The 19,360-nt window shown below is 62.6% G+C and carries 16 protein-coding genes and 1 other RNA gene; 5 read left to right on the top strand and 12 right to left on the bottom strand.

Features of this window, described 5'->3' with window-relative positions; genetic code table 11:
• Positions 1 to 15: 15 nt before the first annotated feature.
• From H5U38_08925 to ssrA, 5 genes are all read right to left on the bottom strand, one after another.
• Positions 16 to 1,797, bottom strand: a complete 1,782-nt coding sequence (locus H5U38_08925; protein MBC7187142.1) for a hypothetical protein — start codon at positions 1,795 to 1,797, stop codon at positions 16 to 18.
• A 36-nt stretch (positions 1,798 to 1,833) separates the two neighbouring features.
• Entirely contained in the window at positions 1,834 to 3,522 is a 1,689-nt protein-coding gene (locus H5U38_08930) for a T9SS type A sorting domain-containing protein (GenBank protein ID MBC7187143.1), read from the bottom strand.
• 129 nt (positions 3,523 to 3,651) lie between these two features.
• The gene (locus H5U38_08935) at positions 3,652 to 4,005 is read right to left on the bottom strand and encodes a DUF4870 domain-containing protein (protein ID MBC7187144.1); all 354 of its coding nucleotides are present in this window, start codon (positions 4,003 to 4,005) and stop codon (positions 3,652 to 3,654) included.
• 99 nt (positions 4,006 to 4,104) lie between these two features.
• A complete protein-coding gene (locus H5U38_08940) occupies positions 4,105 to 5,193 on the bottom strand; it encodes a DUF362 domain-containing protein (GenBank protein MBC7187145.1) in 1,089 nt (362 codons plus the stop codon).
• 82 nt (positions 5,194 to 5,275) lie between these two features.
• Positions 5,276 to 5,634, bottom strand: a transfer-messenger RNA (tmRNA) gene (gene ssrA, locus H5U38_08945).
• Positions 5,635 to 6,146: 512 nt separating this feature from the next.
• Between ssrA and H5U38_08950 the strand changes: the two genes are divergently transcribed.
• Positions 6,147 to 6,317 carry a hypothetical protein gene (locus H5U38_08950; protein ID MBC7187146.1) on the top strand — a complete coding sequence of 57 codons (171 nt, stop codon included), beginning with the start codon at positions 6,147 to 6,149 and terminating at the stop codon, positions 6,315 to 6,317.
• A 489-nt stretch (positions 6,318 to 6,806) separates the two neighbouring features.
• Here the strand turns inward: H5U38_08950 and H5U38_08955 are convergent, their stop codons facing one another.
• The 7 genes from H5U38_08955 to H5U38_08985 all read right to left on the bottom strand — a co-directional run bounded on the left by H5U38_08955 (position 6,807) and on the right by H5U38_08985 (position 14,994).
• Positions 6,807 to 8,063, bottom strand: a complete 1,257-nt coding sequence (locus H5U38_08955) for a PQQ-binding-like beta-propeller repeat protein (GenBank protein ID MBC7187147.1) — start codon at positions 8,061 to 8,063, stop codon at positions 6,807 to 6,809.
• 55 nt (positions 8,064 to 8,118) lie between these two features.
• Positions 8,119 to 9,342, bottom strand: a complete 1,224-nt coding sequence (locus H5U38_08960; protein ID MBC7187148.1) for a T9SS type A sorting domain-containing protein — start codon at positions 9,340 to 9,342, stop codon at positions 8,119 to 8,121.
• 11 nt (positions 9,343 to 9,353) lie between these two features.
• On the bottom strand, positions 9,354 to 10,604 hold the full coding sequence (locus tag H5U38_08965; protein MBC7187149.1) for a PQQ-like beta-propeller repeat protein: 1,251 nt from the start codon (positions 10,602 to 10,604) through the stop codon (positions 9,354 to 9,356).
• Between the two features lie 189 nt (positions 10,605 to 10,793).
• On the bottom strand, positions 10,794 to 11,189 hold the full coding sequence (locus H5U38_08970) for a T9SS type A sorting domain-containing protein (GenBank protein MBC7187150.1): 396 nt from the start codon (positions 11,187 to 11,189) through the stop codon (positions 10,794 to 10,796).
• 62 nt (positions 11,190 to 11,251) lie between these two features.
• Positions 11,252 to 11,893 carry a hypothetical protein gene (locus H5U38_08975; protein MBC7187151.1) on the bottom strand — a complete coding sequence of 214 codons (642 nt, stop codon included), beginning with the start codon at positions 11,891 to 11,893 and terminating at the stop codon, positions 11,252 to 11,254.
• Between the two features lie 57 nt (positions 11,894 to 11,950).
• Positions 11,951 to 13,198, bottom strand: a complete 1,248-nt coding sequence (locus tag H5U38_08980; protein ID MBC7187152.1) for a PQQ-like beta-propeller repeat protein — start codon at positions 13,196 to 13,198, stop codon at positions 11,951 to 11,953.
• Between the two features lie 386 nt (positions 13,199 to 13,584).
• The gene (locus H5U38_08985; protein MBC7187153.1) at positions 13,585 to 14,994 is read right to left on the bottom strand and encodes a M20/M25/M40 family metallo-hydrolase; all 1,410 of its coding nucleotides are present in this window, start codon (positions 14,992 to 14,994) and stop codon (positions 13,585 to 13,587) included.
• Between the two features lie 239 nt (positions 14,995 to 15,233).
• Here H5U38_08985 and H5U38_08990 point away from each other — a divergent pair, with 239 nt between their 5' ends.
• The 4 genes from H5U38_08990 to H5U38_09005 all read left to right on the top strand — a co-directional run.
• Positions 15,234 to 16,067 (top strand): cyanophycinase, encoded by an 834-nt coding sequence (locus H5U38_08990; protein ID MBC7187154.1) that lies wholly within the window; start codon positions 15,234 to 15,236, stop codon positions 16,065 to 16,067.
• A gap of 5 nt (positions 16,068 to 16,072) precedes the next feature.
• The gene (gene yfcC, locus H5U38_08995) at positions 16,073 to 17,470 is read left to right on the top strand and encodes a putative basic amino acid antiporter YfcC (GenBank protein MBC7187155.1); all 1,398 of its coding nucleotides are present in this window, start codon (positions 16,073 to 16,075) and stop codon (positions 17,468 to 17,470) included.
• A 403-nt stretch (positions 17,471 to 17,873) separates the two neighbouring features.
• Entirely contained in the window at positions 17,874 to 18,467 is a 594-nt protein-coding gene (locus tag H5U38_09000) for a GNAT family N-acetyltransferase (protein ID MBC7187156.1), read from the top strand.
• A gap of 78 nt (positions 18,468 to 18,545) precedes the next feature.
• The coding region (locus H5U38_09005; protein ID MBC7187157.1) for an SAM-dependent DNA methyltransferase at positions 18,546 to 19,360 on the top strand (815 nt) is incomplete at its 3' end.

Here is a 19,360-nt window from a genome sequence, read left to right on the forward strand (position 1 = left end):
ACCCCACCTGGCAGGTCAGCGAACGAGTAGCACTTTAGTACTGCTGGACCGCCCGGCACCGCGCAACCAGCACGTGTAGACACCCGGGGGCAGCAGGTTCCCTTCGGAGTCGCGGCCGTCCCAGTACACCTCGTGCTTCCCTGGGGCGAACTCGCCGGCAGTAACGGTGCGCACGAGACGACCTTTCACGTCCACTACCGTCAAGGTCAGGTGCTCATATCCGGCCGCCTCAAAGCGCAGTCTGGCGCCCAGCGCGGCAGGATTCGGAAAGGCGGGCAAGAGCCGAAACTGCGCAGGTGTCTGAGGGGTTTCAGTGGCCACACCGCTGGGATACGACACTGCCCGCGCCGCAACCTTGACCGGGTGCTGGATAATAAAGGCCAACTTCTCCGCCTCGCTGCGGGGCAAATTGGCCGGCAAGAAGTAGGCGACAAAGCCCAACTCCAAGTTCACGCTATCCTGGCCGCTCCCCCGGAAGACAATGCCATAGTCGCCGTAGGAGACGCCGTCACCGGTGTCGCCGCCAGCGGTGCCGTCGGCCACGCCTCCCTGCTGGCTATCGTGGTAGTAGAGGGCAATGCTCTGCCAGGTGGTGTCGCGAAAAGTGCCCATGGTGAACATGCTGCCCTGCGGGCCGGTGACCAGGCCCCACTCCCGAATGGGGAGTTGGATCTGGCTATTCACCACATCTGGCACCCCGTCGATCGGCACACCGGCGTTGAAGCGGTTGTGGAAGCGCATGCCGACGGCGTTGGCGTTGAAATCCCACGACTGTCGGAGGAGATCCATTTCGATGTAGATGTCATTCTCGGTGTGAAACGCGGCCTTTAGCTTCTCCGGATCCAAATTGGCGCCACCCACCACCGCAGCCGAAAACGGGTAGAAGTACCCCTTGACGTAGAATGCCACCTCGTGGAGCAGTATCACGCCAAACTTGATCGTCTGCCGAGCGGTGCGCACCAGTCGCACCACCGGTCGCGCAGTGTAGCCAAAGTAGTAGCGACCCGCCTCGTGGGCCTGGTAGAGGTGCAGGTTGTCACGCTCGTTGGCAGCTGGGGCTCCGCCGAGACCGACTGTAAACGTCATCAACCCAAAAAAGTCCATGTAGCCGACGAAGCGGATCTTTTGCGTATCGAAAAAGTCCACGCCGCTGCCGTACGGAGGCTTGATAGCCACATCCTCCACCATGCCGTTGGTCGAGCTGAGGCGCAGACGGTACATGCTCGTCTCCACCTGTTGCTGGGCCGGGTCGAAGGCGAAGCCGTAGGGGCTGGGCACCTGCACGTTCAGGGTGGATGACTGGTAAAGGTAGGCGTAGCAACGCCAGGAGGGGTTCAGTGGGTCGGCGACCTCAATCTCCCAGCGCCGATGCTGGCGCGCGTCCGGGTCGTCCAGCCAGGCATCATCCGGGGCACGGTCGCCCATGTCCCCCACCAGAAAGACGAGCTCGTCGTCGGCGTCAAAGGCCGGGTTCGCATCGGCGGCAATCACGTTGGCGCTGCCCACCTGCACGTAGAAATCGCGGCGGGCCTCTGCCACCTCGGGCTTGCACGGGTCCGCGGTGTTGTAGACTTCATCGATCTGGAAAGGCATCGGCCGCCAGACGCCGGTCCAGGCATCATAGGCGTACAGGTAGAGCTGCTCGATGGGCAGGTCCTCCCAGATCGGCATTTCGCGATGCTTGATCACCACCGGCTCGTACCGCCGCTCCTGATAGAGCTGTTGCCCGCTGAGTTGCGCAACCAGCAGGCCGCATAGCAGCACTCCCACGGCACCCCATACTCTCCACGTGCTCATAGGCACCTCACTGCCAATCGCTGCGCCCCCGTGAGCTTAGCGCAACAGCAACATCTTGCGCACCAGGTCTCCACCTTCCGTACGGAGCATCGCCAGGTACACGCCGGAGGGGACCTCTGCGCCAGCCTCGTCGCGGCCGTCCCACTCCACCGCCTGGGTGGACCCGCCCGCACCGCTCAGCCTGAAGCGGCGCACCAGCCTGCCCGTGCCATCGAGGATCTGGAGCTCAGCAGAGGCGCGTGCCGGCAGCTCCACTTGCAGCCTGGTCCGCGGATTGAACGGATTCGGGTAGTTCTGGTGAAGCGCCCAACCCGACGGGACACGGTCCGCTTGCCCAGCGGCTACGCCTGACATGTAGCTCTCCGCCTGCACGTTCACCGTCATGCCGGTCTCGACCCACTCCTTGAGCGCCGCCGCTACCGTCGGCGACTGATATGCCGGCAAGAAGTAGCAGGCAAATTCGAAGCTGAGCAGCACCGGGAAGGTCTCGCCGATGAAGACGTAGCCAAAATCGCCGTAGGAGGCGCCATCGCCAGTATCGCCACCGGAGAGATACTCATGCGTGCCGTCTGCGGAGCCGCCTGCGGCATTGTCCCAGTAGTAGAGCCCCTGTTGAGAGCCGAGGCGAGGCACCTTGGTGACGGTCACGATCGTGCCTTGCTCGCCGGTGACCATGGCCCAATTCAGTCCAGGCGCTTCCACGGTGGTCACGGCAGTATCGGGCACACCATCCACAACCAGGCCTTCGGAATTGTAGGCGTTGTAGAAGCGCATCCCCGAGGCCTGCGGCGTCAGGTCCAGTGACTGGCGCACCAGATCCAGCGTGATGACCACGTCTTCCGGCAGGTTCACGCTGTCGATTGCGCCGCCAAAGCTGACGCTGTACGGATAAAAGTACGTGGTGAGCGGAAAGCCGACAGGAAGCTGCCACCCCAAGACCACAAGTCCCACCCACTCCCGAACGATCACGCGCACCGGCCCGACAACCACCTTGGTGGAATCCGTGGCCCTGCGGAAAAAGTCGCGCTCATTGCCAGGAGGGTTGCCGCCTTTCCCCAAGTAGAACGAAAGGGCCTGGTACCTGAAGTAACCCACGATGCGCAGCTTCTGCGTATCCACCAGGTGCACGCCGGAGCCGCCACCTTCCGGTTTAATCCGTACATCGCCGATCAAGCCGGAGGGAGCAAAACCGACCGCATAGCTGCTCGTCTCCACCCACTCAGAATCTGGCGCAGCCCACTTCCACGAGTCGACATAAGGAGTCGGCGCGGGCCCGGTGATGGTCGAGCTCACGTAGAGGTAGGCCCAGGCTCTTTGCGCGGGATCCGCCCCGTCGGCCACCTCTATCGCAAAGCGAGGATGGCTTCTGGACTCCACGTCATCGATCCACGCCTCGGGTGGTGCCTCGTCACCCAAGTCGCGGACCATAAACACCAGTTGGTCGAAGCCGTCGAAAAGAAGGTTATGGGGAAAAGTGAAAAAATCCGTGGAGTCTTTCTCGTCGATCTGGAAAGGAATCCGTTCCCACACGCCTCCTTGGCTGCGATAGGCGAACAGGTACAGGTGTTCAACTGGGGTCCCATGGAGTTCCGGAAAAGAGTTCGCGTCGACGACCACCGGCTGCCATGGGCGGTCCAGTGTCTTGGCCCTCTGCGCAAATACGGGCAGGGCCGCCGCCACGAAAAGGGCACATGCCCCCACCACGACAAATTTTGGCCGTCTCATCTCTTGACCTCCGACTTTTCAGCGGCCGCCAGCCGCGGGCGTTCGCATCACACCCAGCGGCTCCGCGCACGAGGCCGAGCGATCTGCTGGGCCCTCGCCCCCTGCCGCAGCCTCTGCGCCTGCCACGCGCTACTTGATGAGGCGCAGGTTCAATGGGTAGCGGAAGCGCTCGCCTTCATTGGCACGCACGGCCGCGATGATGACCTCCACAAGCCAAAAGACCCCCAGGGCAATGAGGAGAGGGATGCCGATAAGCACTATGCTCAGAATCCCGGCCGCCACCACATAGATTGTCAAGCTAATTTGGAAGTTGAGCGACTCTTTGCCCTGGTCATCCACCAGCGGCAGCTCTTCCTTCTTGATGAGCCAAATCACCAGCGGCGCGATGATGTGCCCAAAGGGGAAGACGAAGCCGGCCAGGGCGCCGATGTGGCAAAACAGTGCCCAAGTTCTCTCGTCCTTGCTTGCGGTCTGCTCGCTCATGGCACCTCCCAGGCGCGTGGTTCACTGCCAAATGCAAGGTAGCAAAGCGCACCAAATTGTCATGTGCGTTCCATCACGAAATGGCTTTTTCTCCGCCCCTCAGTCCACCTCGATCAGCTGGTACGCGGTGGTACCTAAGCCGATGGCTTCGGCGTGCGCCAGCTGCACCATGCCGTCCACCTTGGGATAAGCCATCTGGTGTAGTGGCCTCCCCACCCGTTCGGCAATGAGGTCCAACGCCGCCTTGTCAATGGCCACCGGATCCCGGCTGGCAAGAACGCCAATATCCGCAAACAGCGGCGCCTGCGCCACGGCCAGGCAGTCGCAGTCTTTGGTCACGGAGATGATGAAGTTGAAACACAGCACCTTGTCCCGCCGCTGGATGACGGCGCCCAGGGCGTGCTCCGCGATCTTGCGCTGCAGGTCGTCGCCGGCCACCTTCCAGTCGTAGCGGATGGCATCGAAGCGGCAGGTGGTGAGGCATTCGCCGCAGCCGATGCACCCCTGGCTGACGATGAAAGCCACCCCGTCGCGCATTTCGATCGTTTGCTCCGGGCACCAGCGCAAGCACTCGCCGCACCCGGTACAGGCTTCTGGCTTGACCTGCGGTTTCATGGCCGAGTGCTGGCGCAGCTTGCCGCGTCTGCTGGCCATCCCCATTCCCAAGTTCTTGATGGTCGCACCCAAGCCGGCTGCCACATGCCCGGTCACGTGGCTGACCACCACCAGCGCATTGGCGCGCATGGCCTCACGGGCTAAGGAAACTTCTGCAAACAGCTTGCCAGGGATAGGGACGGCTACTTCGCTATCGCCCCACACTCCATCCGCCATCACCACCGGCGCCCCGGTGGCCTCTATGGTAAAACCGTGCGCGTGGGCCAGCTCCAAGTGCGTGATGGCGTTGTTCCTTGGGCTTCGGTACAGCACACAAGTGTCCGTGAGAAACGGCCGTCCCCCACACTCCTTGATGGAAGACACTATGGGGCGCACCAGAGAGGGAGGCAGGTGGGTGCCATTTCCCTCTTCGCCAAAGTGGAGCTTGACCGCCACATAGTCCTTGGGCGCCACCACCTGCCGCATGCCGGCCTCCTGACAGAGGCGTTGCAGGGTGCCCTCGACAACCGCCGGCGGGTCATCCCTGCGGAGTGGGGCAAAGTAAACGGTGCTAAGGGAAGGTCGTTCGGTCATGGAGTCGGAGCACGCTCTTCGTCGGCTTGCCATGTGGACTGAAAAGGCCGGAGCAAGAGGCGCTCTCGGCCTTCACAACATCTGGTGGAGACGGTGGGAATCGAACCCACGTCCGAAAGCCCGGTCTTAGAGACCTCTACATGCTTAGCCTGTTGCTTGCTCTCGCCTGCTCCAGGCGCAACCGGCAAGGCCCGGAGCTGGCCAGCTCAGCGCAGGTTCGCCAAGGACGCCTGAGCATCATCCTCGGCTAGCTCACTGTCAGCGACGCCCCGGCACGGGCCCAGTGGGCCAAGCCCGCAAGGGACGTGGCTGCACTAATTAGGCAGCCAGAGCATACGCATTGTCTGCGTTTACATTTAGCTTCCAGCGGTTTTACGAGGTACTGGAACCTCGGCATGCAGTCTCTAACCCCGCGACTCCCGTCGAAACCATGTCGTCCCCATGATTAACATGCAGCGAGAGATAACGGGCCGCGTCGGGATTCTCAGCTTGCGACAAAAATATACAACGGCGAGGGCAAAGAAGCAAGGTCTTTTTCGGGTGGAGCAGAAAGGCAAGACCCGGGAAGCGTGCACCCCTGCCTCGGTGAGTACTGCTCAGCGACCTCTGCCATTCTGGTTCTCGTTCCGCGTGCTCAGGTATTGCCGACCCGTCAAGACCGTAGACGCACGGGAGCACCTGCCGCGCAGTGGGTTGGCTCCCCGTGCGAAAGAACAAGGCGCCATGCCAGCATCTTGTTCCTCCGCGCCGCTGAGTTTTCTTGCTACTCGATGCACAAGAGCCTCCTCACCACCGAGGGAGAGCTGCCCGGCGGCGGAGATGGCTCCCGTTGCCAGGCCCCTAGCGCCCTGGGGCGGCTCGCACGCGAATGTCTGCCGCCCGAACTTGCAAAAGCCAGCGGCGGAAGCTGCACCTCAGCGTCCACCAGAAGCACAGGGGTGGAACTCTAACATTTGTCACGCAGAGACATCGACCAGACAGCGGGGCTCTCGGGCCAGATTGCGGAGAGGCGTGCCAGCATGGTGGTGGGACGAAAGGCGCTAAGCGAGAGGCTGCCGCCGCTGTCCACTGCCGCAACACGGCGCCAGAAGGTCATGCGGGGCACGACTGACCATACCACATAGGGCCTCCCCAAGCCATAGAACCTCTCCGCGGGCAGCCACTGCTGCCGCCAATGCCTGGCGCGAAAAAAAACGTGCCCTGGGATTCTGCCGGACCAAAGACAATCACCCTCACCGGCGTAGCCTCGTCTCGGAAAAGCAAACCCGCGACCTGTCGGTGGGCACGCTCCCCTCGCGGCCATGCCAGACGCCCATTGCACGGCCCACACCCTCACATCCTCGCATCTTGCAGCCGCAGAACCTATGGCCTGGGTGCGCCGGCCTCGCCCTCTAGAGCTCTCTCTTGGCCGAAAACCTACTCGGAGAGCTTCGCCACGAAGGGCAACCGAGGAAGCTCCTCCCTGCTTCCTGGCCCCCTCTTGCTGACAAGGCAGAGACGAGCTCCCAACCTATGGCTATTCTCACATGCCGAGGCGTTGTTGGTTGGCCACGCGCGGGCGATCCCACTTGTCCAGGTCCACCCACATGAGCCGCGCTGGCGCCATTCTGGGCCTACTCAATACAGTACAATCCCCGCTCGCCTAGCACGTAGAGCCGGCCTTCGGCGGAGATGGCGGCCCCTGTGAGCCCAATCCCACGCTCGGGAAGCTCGCAGGTGAACATGCGGTGACCGGACCGATCGAAAGCCGAGACGAAACGGTTGGGGTAGACGAGATAACATGTCCCCTCACAATCTACCACCACTTCTCCTCCGTGGCGCCCGAGCCCACTCAACACAGGAACTCTCCATTTCAGGTGCCCCGCGCAATCGAAGCACAGCAGCTCATCTTTCTCCCCACGCACATAGAGACTCCCGTCCACTCCCAAGGCCAGGTTCGCCCCGGGGAGCACCGGGTAATCACCTTCCCAGCGTAGCACCCCCTGGTCCGTCACGGAACAGAGTACATAGCCAATCTCCTCCCTCAGCCTGGAATAGTAGAGATTGCCCTCACTATCAACCACTGGATAACAAGAATCCCAGGAGGCGGGTGCCTCCCACAGCCGAGTCCCAGTGTGGGCGTCCAGGGCGACGAGGGAACCGGGGGAAGCGGAGCCTGTTGTCATCAGGTACACGACATCGCCGGCCGGCGACATGGATACCCACCACCCTTCGTTCCACTCCCCCAAGGTGAACTGTGTCTCGCTATTGGTCCACAGCAGGTTTCCCCCGCGCTGAACGGCAAGAGCGGGAAAAGGGTAGTAGTAGGCTACGATGTAGAGGGTCCCGTCGGGCCCCACACCTGGCTTCGTAGTCCTGTTTGCCCCTTCGATTTGATACCTCGAGAGCTCCGTGCCGTCCGAAGCAAACTCAATCCCGTACCTCCAAGCCAGCACCAGTACCCGACCGTCCGCCAGAAGCACAGTGGCGGAACTGCCGTAACATTCGTCACACAGATGCCTCGACCACATGACGGTGCCGTCGGGTGCGATTGCGTAAAGGCGCGTCTCCTTCGTGGTGGGACAATCTGTGGTAAGGTAGATGGTGCCGTCGCCGCCCACAACCACTCCGAGGGGGGGCCAGCTCCACCCGCAGAGCACCAGTGACCATACCACCCTCCCTGCCCTGGGTCCAGGATACCTCCCCCGGTGCGTACCCTGAGGATCGGCACCCATCACCGGCCAGGGGCTATCCGCTATGCTCGGCCAGGGGATCTCCTGCTGCGGGCACAGGCCAGCACGCTCCACCGGCCCCAAAGGAGTCTTGTCCCGCGTACATGACACCAGGGCACAGGTCCCCAGGACTGACAACAAGAATGCTACCCTTTTCACAGGCCCTCCTCGGCCGGCAAAAGGCCGCGCCTACTCGCTCCTGCCGCCCGCCAGCTCATTTGACCACCGCCACCTTCTGGCTCACCCCCCTGTCCCTAAACACCAGACGCACCACATAGAGACCGGAAGGCAGCGCATCTAACGAATACGAGACCCGATGCACCCCTGCGCCCTCGACGCCCCGCGCCAGCTCCGCCACCTCAGCCCCTCCCAGGTCGTAGAGCGCAAGCTGCACCCTCCCCTCACGCGGCAGACAATACCATACCCCCACCACCGCATTGCACGGATTGGGGGAGCACCATAGCCCCACGCTCCGCACCTGCACCTGCCCACTCACATCGGCCGCAGGCTCCTCACCCTCTCCAGGCAACACCTTGTACGGGTTGCCCCGCACCGCTACCTCGTCAGAAGGTGGCGACTCCGGCGACTCCCCAGTTGTGGCCGTGCAGTAGTAGAGGTACCTGCCGCCCCCGGGCCACATCATCACACTGTTGTCGGTCCAGGAAAAAGGCAGCGGCGTGCCAGGCCCGTAGGAGAGGCCAGAGGCCACATAATAAAAGGGGCCAAAGTTCTCACTGCGGTAGATGCTGTAACTGAAACAGTAAGGCCAGTCCATAAGCTCGTTCGGTGCCTCAGGCCAGTACCATGTAAACGTGGGATTCTCACCGGCTCGCCCGTTGTTGACGCAGGTAAAGTCCTGCGGGCCGGTTGGCCGAAAGGGCCACTGGTTCGGTGCGCTTCTCCCCCAGGCGTCCCAGATGTTGCCCTTCAATGGCTGGTACGGACCGTGCTGATGGTGGCTCCACCCTAGGCTCCACTCCCCAGTGCCGGCGGTGTCGGCATAGCGAATATACAGGTCAGGCTCGGGCCAGTACCCCTCCGCCCAATCAGCGTCCCGCAGGTCGAGGCAAAACTCCGTGTCCGGGTAGCCCTCTGGCATGTCCCACCTAAAGTTGTACAATCCCCAGGCGAGGCTATAGCTGTCCATGAGCTTCGGCGACCTGAAGTTGTCTTGTGACTGACTGTTACCAGTGCCCCTCACCTGCACCCTTGCGAACCCATCGGTCAGCCGACATTCATCCCCGTCCCAAGTCCATCTGATGTTATCGCGCCGATCAATGCTGGCAGTCACACTCCATCCCAGGGTGGAGTCCTCAAGCCCCTCTACCACCATCACTATTTCCCCATAAGCGAGTACGGTGACTTGTCCTCTGGTCGGCACCACCGAGCAGGCTACCAGGCCTGCGGCGATGGCGCGGTAAAGATGTTTCGACAGCATGAGAGTGCCTCCTACTCAATGCACCAGATTTGTGCGTCCCCTACCACTATCAGACGCCCCGGGCACGGTATGGCCATGGCGTGCAGTGCCCAAGCATTTCCTGGCATCTCACTCACGAAGAGTCGGCGTCCATCCCGGTCAAAGGCTTCGACACTTCTGTCCGCCGCGAAGTAGACCACCCCTTCGGAGTCCACCACCAGGGCACCCTCAGAGCACAAGCCGAAAAGCGGCCTCACCGACCACAGCAGATGCCCCTCACAGTCAAAGCACAGCAGGTCGCCGCCCCGCTCTGCGGGCGCATAGACTCTCCCGTCCCCAGCGATGGCAACGTTTGTGTAAGGGCACACGGGCCGGGAGCTTTCCCAGCGCAAAGAGCCATCGGGTCCAAAGGAGGCCAGCACTGGCTTGCCGGCATCTCCTTGCTTCACGCAGTAGACGTTGCCATAGGCATCCACTGCCGGAGAGGCTGCGTGCCAACCAACGGGGACCTCCCAGACAATGACGCCAGTCTGCGCATCGAACGCCGTCAACTGCGGTGGCCCAGAGACCTCCTCTACCAGGGCGTACAAGCGTTGCCCGTCGGGCGACATACTCAACCAGGTTCCGGTCGCCTTCCGGATGCCGGCCTTCTCCGTGTTCGTCCACACCACCTGCCCCTGCGGGTTCACGGCCAGGAAGAGGTGGTCCTCCCTCGGGTGAAGATAAATGGTCCCATCCAAACCTACACCAGGTCCCGTCAGCTCGTAGGAGCGACCGAGGCAGAAGGGAGTGCCTACCTGACCGTCCCGAGTGTACTCATAGAACGCTCCATCCCTACACCCAATGACGAGGACGCTCCCGTGAGCCAAGAGGATGGGGCTCGAACTGTCCTGGTACTTCGGCCCCAACGGGACACGGGCACGCTCTCTTCCGTCCATGCCTATGACGAAGAGGGTCAATTGCAGCGCCCCGGTAACGCGCGCGGCCCAGTAGATGGTGCAGTCTCCAGCCACAGCCACATTGACGCACTCGCCGTCCATCCGCACGGGAGCAAAGCCCCACACCACCTTCCCCAGGCGGGCACCGGGATACTTACCTCTGGCTGTGCACTGCGGGTCTGCCCACATCATCGGCCAGGGGCTATTCGCTATGCTCGGCCAGGGGATCTCCTGCTGCGGGCACAGGCCAGCACGCTCCACCGGCCCCAAAGGAGTCTTGTCCCGCGTGCACCACACCAGCGCCCAGGACACGACCACAAACGACAGGAAAACAACCCTCCGCATAACGCCTCCCCAAGAAAGGCAACCTCCCCCAGCTCCTGAGACCATTGCCAATCCAATATGAGGAAAATCTCCGCTCTGTCAAGCTCTTTCTCGCCCCAGGGCTAGCTTCTCCCCCAAAATGCAAAACCCCGCCCTTGCCAGGAAGGCCGCCACGGCAAAGGCGGGGTGAGCACAAGCCCACCCCCAGCGCTATCTCACCACCAGCACCTTGGCACTCAGCGCCCGGCCCCCATGCACCATCCGCACCAGGTAGGCCCCCGTGCTCAACGCCCGCCCCTCCAGCTTCACCTGATGCTCCCCAGCTCGGTGCGGACCCTCTGCAAGGCGCGCCACCTCCCGGCCGCAAAGATCATACAGGCTCACCTTCACCTCCCCCTCCTCGGCCACCACGTACCGTACCATGGCCCTGGGGTTGCAAGGGTTGGGGTAGACCACAACCGATTCTCTCCATTCGCCTCCCCCCTGCAGGAAAGCTCCCGAGTCCACCACGCGCTTGCCTAACTCCCCTACAATACAAGCCTGCTCGGAGTAGCCCGACTCGGGCCACCGATCGCTGGAAGCAGTGGCGCAGTACAGATACTCCACCCCAGAAGATCGGTTGATGACAACCTCCTCGTCGGTCCACTCCCTCTGGCTGAGCCCGGCAGCTACCCGCCGCCAGGACTGACGTTGTACCAGTAGCTGACCCCAGCCGGCTGCGGTTCGCCCCAGAAAAAGTGCGGGTTCTGACCATCCTCCCCCGCATTGGTACAGTAGAACCAGGCGGGCGGTGTCGGCTCGAACACCCCCACGACCTCCGGGCCCGGTCTCCCCACCCCCCAGAGGCCCCAAATGGTGGCCTCCCTGGGCAACTCGACCCACGGCCCCTCGCTTTGCAGCCGGTATTCGAACCTCCTCAAGTCGTGGTTCCACCTAATGTAAAGGTCAATTGGGGAGGGATACGGAGGCTGCCGCAATGCCCAGCGCGGATCGGTCAGGTCCAGGGCAAACTCCTCCGCAGTGTCGAGCAGATCCGGGCAACAAAACCTGAATGAGTACCTCCCCCACGCCACATTGTAGGCACCAGGCTGCTCCTGCTCCGGACAATTGATCCCAACCCTCTGCCGCTCCTTGCTCCTTGCGAAGCCATACAGGTTGGTCAGTCTGTAGTCGGTCCACCACCGGGCAGCATCCCCCTCCCACTCCCACCACCAAGCATAGCTGCCGGTCCCGGTGACCTTCAGAATAATCTCCCCGCGGATCCGCTCCCCGGCCGGCACAGTTGCCGGACACAATAACAGCAATCCCACGGACAGCGCCCACAGCGCTGCCACCCATAGCGAAGCCTAACTCATGGATCCCTCCTGTCACTTTATGCAGAGCAGGCGCGTGCCCACCGTGAGGTACATTCGTCCACGGTCGGATATGGCCCCGCAGACTCCCGACGCCCCACCGGTGGGGCACTCAAACAGGAGCTGACCGTCGCCGCCAAATGCATACATGTAGTGGCTCCCCATGAGAAGAAAGACGTTCCCCTGGCTGTCCCCCAAGATAGGGGTATTCGGACTGAACACATCGTGATCCGGATAGGCAACCGCCCAGCGCAGCTTCCCCTGGCAGTCTATGGAATACAGGCGCCACCAGTCGCACACATAGAGGTTCCCTCCCTTGTCCATGTGCATGTCGAGCCCGTAGAAGTATATGCCCTTCACCTCAGGGATGTCACACTTCCAGCGCAGTCTCCCCTCTGGGGTGACCGAGACAATGTAGCACTCAAACCTGTCCTCCTCCAGTCCGTAGGAGTAGACGTTGCCCTCATTGTCCACCAGCGGGGCCCAGTCTACGTCCCACCCTACCTTCACCTTCCACAGCAGCAAGCCGGTAGCCGCCGCCACCGCGCACAGGGTACTATCCCGTCCCCCCAGGTAGAGACGAGTCCCTTCAGGGGAGACGGCAATGGATGACCACCATCTGCAGTAGAAGCCGCAGTCCCCCCACGCCTTCCACCGCAGCCTGCCCGTTTTATCTATCGCGTGCAGGTACCCCTCGCTGTCGGCGAGGTAGATGGTGCCATCCAGCCCAATCGCCGGGCTGAACATCTCGAACATCCCAGAAGTTTTGTACTCCCACAGCACGTTGCCCTTGTTGTCCAGGGCCCAGAGGTAGCCCCAAATACCCGGCTCTCGATGCGACGTGCCAGCCGCAAAATAGATGATGTCGCCCGCCCCCACCACCACGCTGCCAAGGCTAATATACCCAGTGGGGAACTCCCACTTCAAGCTGCCGTCGGGATTGACGGCATACAGATGGTAATCGGCAAGGACGTAGATGGTGCCGTCCTCGCCGATGACCGGCGCGTTGAAAACACGTTCCCTGGTGGGCTGAAACACCCACTCCAGTCTCCCTTCCCTGGGGCCGGGATATCTTGCCCGGCCTGTGCATTGCATATCTCCATGGGGAGCCGGCCAGGGGCTATTGGCCAGGCTCGGCCAGGGGATCTCCTGCTGCGGGCACAGGCCAGCACGCTCCACCGGCCCCAAAGGAGTCTTGTCCCGCGTGCACCACACCAGCACCCCCGACACGACCACAAACGACAGGAAAACAACCCTCCGCATAACGCCTCCCCAAGAAAGGCAACCTGCCCCAGCTCGTGACATCGTTTTATTCTAATATAACGGAGAAATGGCCACTTGTCAACGCTTTTGTGCTGGCCCCCGGGATCGCAAGGCTGGTACCCCCGAGGTGCCGCGGCAGGCGGCCGGCTAGGCGGCAACAGGGCCCGCCCCACGAGGCCCAATCGAACTGTCCTTTCTCACCTTCGCACTCGGGGGACATTGCCGCCGGGGGCAATGTGTCCAGAACGGAGCAATCGTCACACCTGCCCAGGCTTCAGGCAGCAGAGGATCACGCGTAACGGAAGGTCTCTCCTGGCCCAGCTCTGGCGGCCATGCGCACAGCATGCTCTTGGAAACGCAAATGACACGGCGCCCGCGACGTCTCTTCACGGGCCGAGAGTTGCAAAGCGGGGCAGGCTCTCGTTGCCGTCACGGTCAACGGCGGCGACGGCAAAGAAGTAGTCGTCGATGCACAAGCCTTTGATGACGGCGACCGTGGCGTTGCGCACAAATAGTTGCTTCTGCCAAACTGGGGAGGTGGTCTGCCTAACGTAGATCTTGTAACCGGCCAAGTCGTTCATGGGCTCCGGATCGTCCCACCTCAAGCGGGCATCGTAGCCCTGGCCACGATCCACTGTCACCTCTTGCGGCGGCCTGGGCGACAGCGCCAAGCCCGCGGCCACTGCCCCCACAGCCTTCGTCACACGGGTCAAGTAGCTGTACGAGAGGAACTCCGGTAGATCGCCATACTGCACGCCACCCTCGATGCGCACCAGTTGGTGCTGGTGGCCAAAGTGTTCGTTGGCCTCGGTGAAGCGCACCGCAGCAAAACCTGCGCGGTTGAAGGAGAGGTGGTCGCCTCCCCGCCCCAAGCGATCGGGTCTGAACACCAGGGACACCGCGAGGTCGGGAAGATAGGTCTCGGCCTGGGCCTTGGCATAACGAGCCAGTTGGCGGGAGGGCGAGTCGCTTTCACCGCCCATCCGCCACCTTCGCCGCGCCTCGTCTTCGCTTTCGGTGTAGCTGAGCCCCTCGGAGAAGCAGCGCACGCGCGTGCTATCCACCAGGCCGTTGCCGCCCACGACGTTGCCGATCATGTCCATAGAAAGTACGGCCATCAGCTCCCACCCCCGCTGCTGGACTTGCTCCGCCAGCCGCGCACTGCCCAGGAGTCCCTGCTCCTCACCGACAACGGCGGCAAAGACCAGAGTGGCTTCGAACCTATACATGCCCAGCACGCGCGCCAGTTCCAGCAGCGCTGCCACGCCACTGCCATCGTCGTTCGCTCCAGGAGCAGAGGCCACCGGATCCTTTGCCTCCCCGGACCTGGAATCATAATGGGCACAGAGCAGCACCACGCGCGACTGGAGCCGCGGGTCGGGCGCGGGAAGGATGGCCAGCACATTCACCAGGCTCGCCATGCCCATGCCGGGTATCTCTTGACTCCAGCGGTCGCACTCCACCTGCAGGCGGCCACCACAGGCAGCCCGGTAGGTGAGAAGGCGGCGCTCCAACCAGCGCCGTGCTGCGCCTATGCCGCGGTGCTCGGAGGTGGTGTCCGAAAGGGTGTGTCTGGTTTCGAATGAGGCCAACGCGGCCACCAAGGACTTTAACGTGTCGGGCGAGACTTGGGCCAGCATTTTGGCGATGACCGGGTTGTAGGCCATCTTAGCTTCTGCCAGCTCGGCAAAGGGAGGGGGGACGACCTGCTGGACGGTCTTTTCTGCGCGCTTGGCGCATGCGCTTAGGGCAAGGACCACCAATGCCACAAGGGCAAGTCTCTTGGACGTGTTCATTGCGTGCACCTCACATCTCGCTTTTGGCCCCGCGCCCCTGTCGTGTGCGCCGACTGTACGGTACCCCGGACTGTCGACTCGCTGAACTATTATAGCCAAATTGCCGCAGAGATGCAAGACAAAAGTGCGGGCAACTGCCAAAATCAGGACGCCAAAAGTTGTGTTGACATTGCCACGGGAATTTCATAACTTCGTCGCAACAGAATCACGGGTCGAGCCGACTATGGACGGAGGACAAGATGAGAAAGCTCTTGCTCGTGGCCCTTGCGCTTTCGTTTCTGACCGTTCAAGCCTGCGGCGGGAGGGTCGGCCGCGGTTACCTGCTCATTGTCGGGGGAGGGACCAGGCCGCAGCCGGCAGTAGAGGAATTCGTTCGTCTGTGCCAGGGCGGCCCCATTCTGGTCATCACCAGCGCCAGCGCCTCTCCGGAAGAGGCGGGTCCAGCTGTGGTCCGGCAGTTTGAGCAAGCCGGCGGCGAGCGGGTGAGCTGGCTGCACATTGCCGGGCCCGACACAGCCAACGCCGACTCTACCGTGGCCCGCATCGTCGCTGCGCGCGGGGTGTTCTTCACCGGCGGCGTGCAGACGCGCCTCATGGAGCGCATCGGTGGCACGCGCACCGAGGCCGCTTTGCGCTCGCTGTACTTCCAACGAGGCGGAGTCATCGGCGGCACCAGCGCAGGAGCGGCAGTGCTCAGCGAGGTGATGATCACCGGCGACGGCGAGCTCACCAAGATCGAAGCCGGCAACATCGCCACCGCACGCGGCATAGGCTTTCTCACCAACTGCATCGTGGACCAGCACTTCGTAGCCAGACAACGCAACAATCGCCTGCTCAGCCTGGTCATCGAGAAACGCCTCATCGGCCTGGGCATCGACGAAAACACCGCCGTCCTCTATTACCCGGATGACACCTTTCGCGTCTACGGCGAAGGATCAGTGTTGGTTTACGACCCCCGCTATGCCTCCGTGCCACCGGCGCCTGCATCAAAGCGGCTGACCATGCAGGGCATCAGGCTGTCAGTGCTCAAGGCTGGACAGAGCTTCGACCTTCGCCGCGGCCGGGTGAGGTGAGCACCATGAGACTGAGCAAGTTCAAGCTGCCGCACACGCTGGTGCTGATTTCCGGCATCATGCTGGTGGTCGCCGCCCTCACCTGGGTGATCCCCGGCGGCCGCTACCAGCGCCACCTCGATGCCAATGGCCGCGAGGTTGTGGAAGCGGGGACTTTCGCCTTCGTGGAGCGCAAGCCGCAAGGACTGTTTGCCGTGCTCAAAGCTCCGCTGATCGGCATCCGGCAGACCGCCGACATTATCGGCTTCATCCTCATCATCGGGGGCGTGTTCGCCATCATCCAAAAGACGCAAGTCATTGACGCGGCGATTGCGCGCGTGGCCACCCGCCTCCGTCACCGCGGCATGATCGTCATCCCGGCAGGGATGCTCCTCTTCTCGGTCTTTGGCGCGGTCTTTGGCATGAGCGAGGAGGTGATCCCCTTCATCCCCATTTTCATCCCCTTAGCCATGGCCTTGGGCTACGATAGCATCGTCGGGGTGTGCGTCCCCTTCTTGGGAGCTGGGCTTGGCTTTGCCGGCGCCATGCTCAACCCTTTCACCATTGGCATCGCCCAGGGCATTTCCGGCTTGCCGCTCTTTTCTGGCATGGGCTATCGCATCGTGGTCTGGCTGGTGTCCACCGGGCTGGGCACCGGTCTGGTGATGCTCTATGCCGCCAAGGTCAAGAAGCACCCGGAAAGGAGCCCGGTCTATGCCATAGACCAAACGCGGGCGAAAGTGGCTGGCGACAACAGCGCCGCGGGAGCGCGCCTGAGTGGCCGCCACTGGGTCGTGCTGGTACTGTTCGTCTTGGCGCTGCTGGTGATGATTGTCGGCGTGATGAAATTCAAGTGGTTCATTCCGGAAATTGCCGCGGTCTTTTTGGGCCTGGGGATCGCCACGGGCCTTGCCGCGCGGCTGTCCGTCAACACCATTGCCGACAGTTTTGTCGCCGGCGCCCGCGATCTGGTGGGTGCGGCGCTGGTGGTCGGCTTCGCTCGGGCCATCCTCGTGCTGGCCACCGACGGCCAGATTGTGGACACCATCATGTACGCCCTGTCCAGCGCCATCTCGCGCTTGCACCCGGTCTTTGCTGCGCAGCTCATGTACGTGGCGCAGACCGTGCTGAACTTTTTCGTGCCGTCAGGAAGCGGCAAGGCAGCTCTCACCATGCCCATCATGGCGCCGCTTGCGGACCTCATTGGCATTACTCGGCAAACAGCGGTGCTGGCCTACCAGCTGGGGGACGGCTACACCAACATGATTATCCCCACCTCGGGGGTGACCATGGCGGTGCTGGGCATGGCCAAGATCCCCTGGGAACAGTGGGCCCGCTGGCTGCTGCCCATCGAAGTGGCGCTGTTTGTGCTTGGGCTGCTGCTGGTCATTCCGCCGGTGCTGCTCCACTGGGGGCCGTTCTGAGGGCGGGCGCGCGTGGTTACCTGCCCCGGGCCGGCGACTGGCAAAGCATAGAAACGCCTTGACGGTGGGCTGGTTTTTTCGTAGAATTCACCAGGCCGGTCGGCGGCGGGTCTCCTACTAACTCCCACGCTGGTCATGAGGGTGGTCAGACGTCTGAGAACCTTGCTCCCTGCGGCGATGGCAGCTTCCGTGAGCTGGGGTGTGTTGCTCCGCCGCCTGCGCGAGGGGACTACCCCTCAGCGGCGCAATAACTGCCTTTCTGCGCCAGAGAACTCGCGCTTTCGATCCCAGCTTGTCCTCCAAACGCGCCTTTTCGCAGGCAGGTCCGTGGGGCTGCCGCACGATGCAGCTATTTGCTGTATGCTTGCCCAAGTCGCAATGTCGTCACTTTGAGGAGTCGCCCATGCCCGCAATGCCAACGTTGAGCACCGCTCGGTTGATCCTCCGCCCCTTTCGGTTGAGCGACGCCCCCGTTGTCCAAGAACTGGCTGGCGCTTGGGAAGTGGCGGCCACCACCGCTGCTATCCCTCATCCCTACCCGGATGGTGTCGCCGAACAGTGGATTGCCACCCACCAGAAGGAGTACGACGAGGGCCACGCCCTCACCCTGGCCATCACCCTCAAGAGCAGCGGGGAACTCATCGGCGCCATCACTGCGATCATCGATGGCAGCAACAAAGTGGCCGAGCTCGGCTATTGGGTGGGCAAACCCTATTGGAACCAAGGCTACTGCACAGAGGCGGCCAGGGCCATGGTGGACCATGCCTTTCGCGTCCTGGGGGTGAACCGCGTCCAGGCGCGTCACATGACCAAGAATCCCGCCTCCGGGCGGGTGATGCAGAAAATTGGCATGCAGTACGAGGGCACGCTCCGGCAATCGCTCTTCCGCTGGGGCACCTTCGAAGACGCGGCGATCTACGCCATCCTCAGAGAGGAGTGGCCCTCCGGGCCAAGGGGCCAACAGGGGCGTGGCAGGGAAAGGCGAGCGCCGGAGTGATTGACAGTCTGTGTCAGCTCCTTCCGTTGGAGAGGCGATCTGCCCCACACCCACAGGGATTTCGTGGAGGAGAGAAAGGTGGACATTCAGACCCTGGAAACCTGGCTGTGGGACGCGGCTTGCGTTATCCGCGGCCCGCTGGACGCGCCCAAATTCAAGGATTACATCCTGCCGCTGGTTTTTCTCAAGCGCCTTTCGGATGTCTTCCACGACGAACTGGCGCGTCTGGCAGTGCAGTTCGGCAGCGAGAAGACGGCGCGCGCCCTGCTGGAACAGGAACGCGCGCGAGGCTCTATCTCGCTGGTCCGCTTCTACATCCCCGATAACGCCACCTGGGAAGCCATCCGCCGGCAAACCACCGGGCTGGGCCAATATCTGACGGATGCGGTGCGCGCGGTGGCCCGCGAAAATCCCCGCCTGCAAGGGGTGATTGACGTGGTGGATTTCAACGCCACCACAGCTGGCCAGCGCATCGTCCCCGACGACTACCTGGCCAGGCTGGTAGATGTCCTCTCCCGCCACCGACTGGGGCTAACGGACGTGGAGCCGGATATCCTGGGCCGCGCCTACGAGTACCTGCTGCGCAAATTTGCCGAGGGACAGGGGCAAAGCGCCGGCGAGTTCTACACCCCGCGCGAAGTAGCGGTGTTGATGGCCCGCATTTTGGAACCTGAGCCCGGCATGACGGTGTACGACCCTACCTGCGGCTCCGGCGGGCTGCTCATCAAGTGCCATCTGCGCCTGCTGGAAACGCACGGCATCCAGGCAAACGGTCACCGCGAGCTGCCTGCCCAATATGCCCCGCTGCACCTTTACGGGCAGGAGATTAACGCCGCCACCTACGCCATGGCGCGCATGAACGCGGTCATCCACGACATGGAGGCCGACATCCG

This window comes from Calditrichota bacterium, assembly GCA_014359355.1.
In the GTDB taxonomy this organism is placed as follows: domain Bacteria; phylum Zhuqueibacterota; class Zhuqueibacteria; order JANLFK01; family Oleimicrobiaceae; genus Oleimicrobium.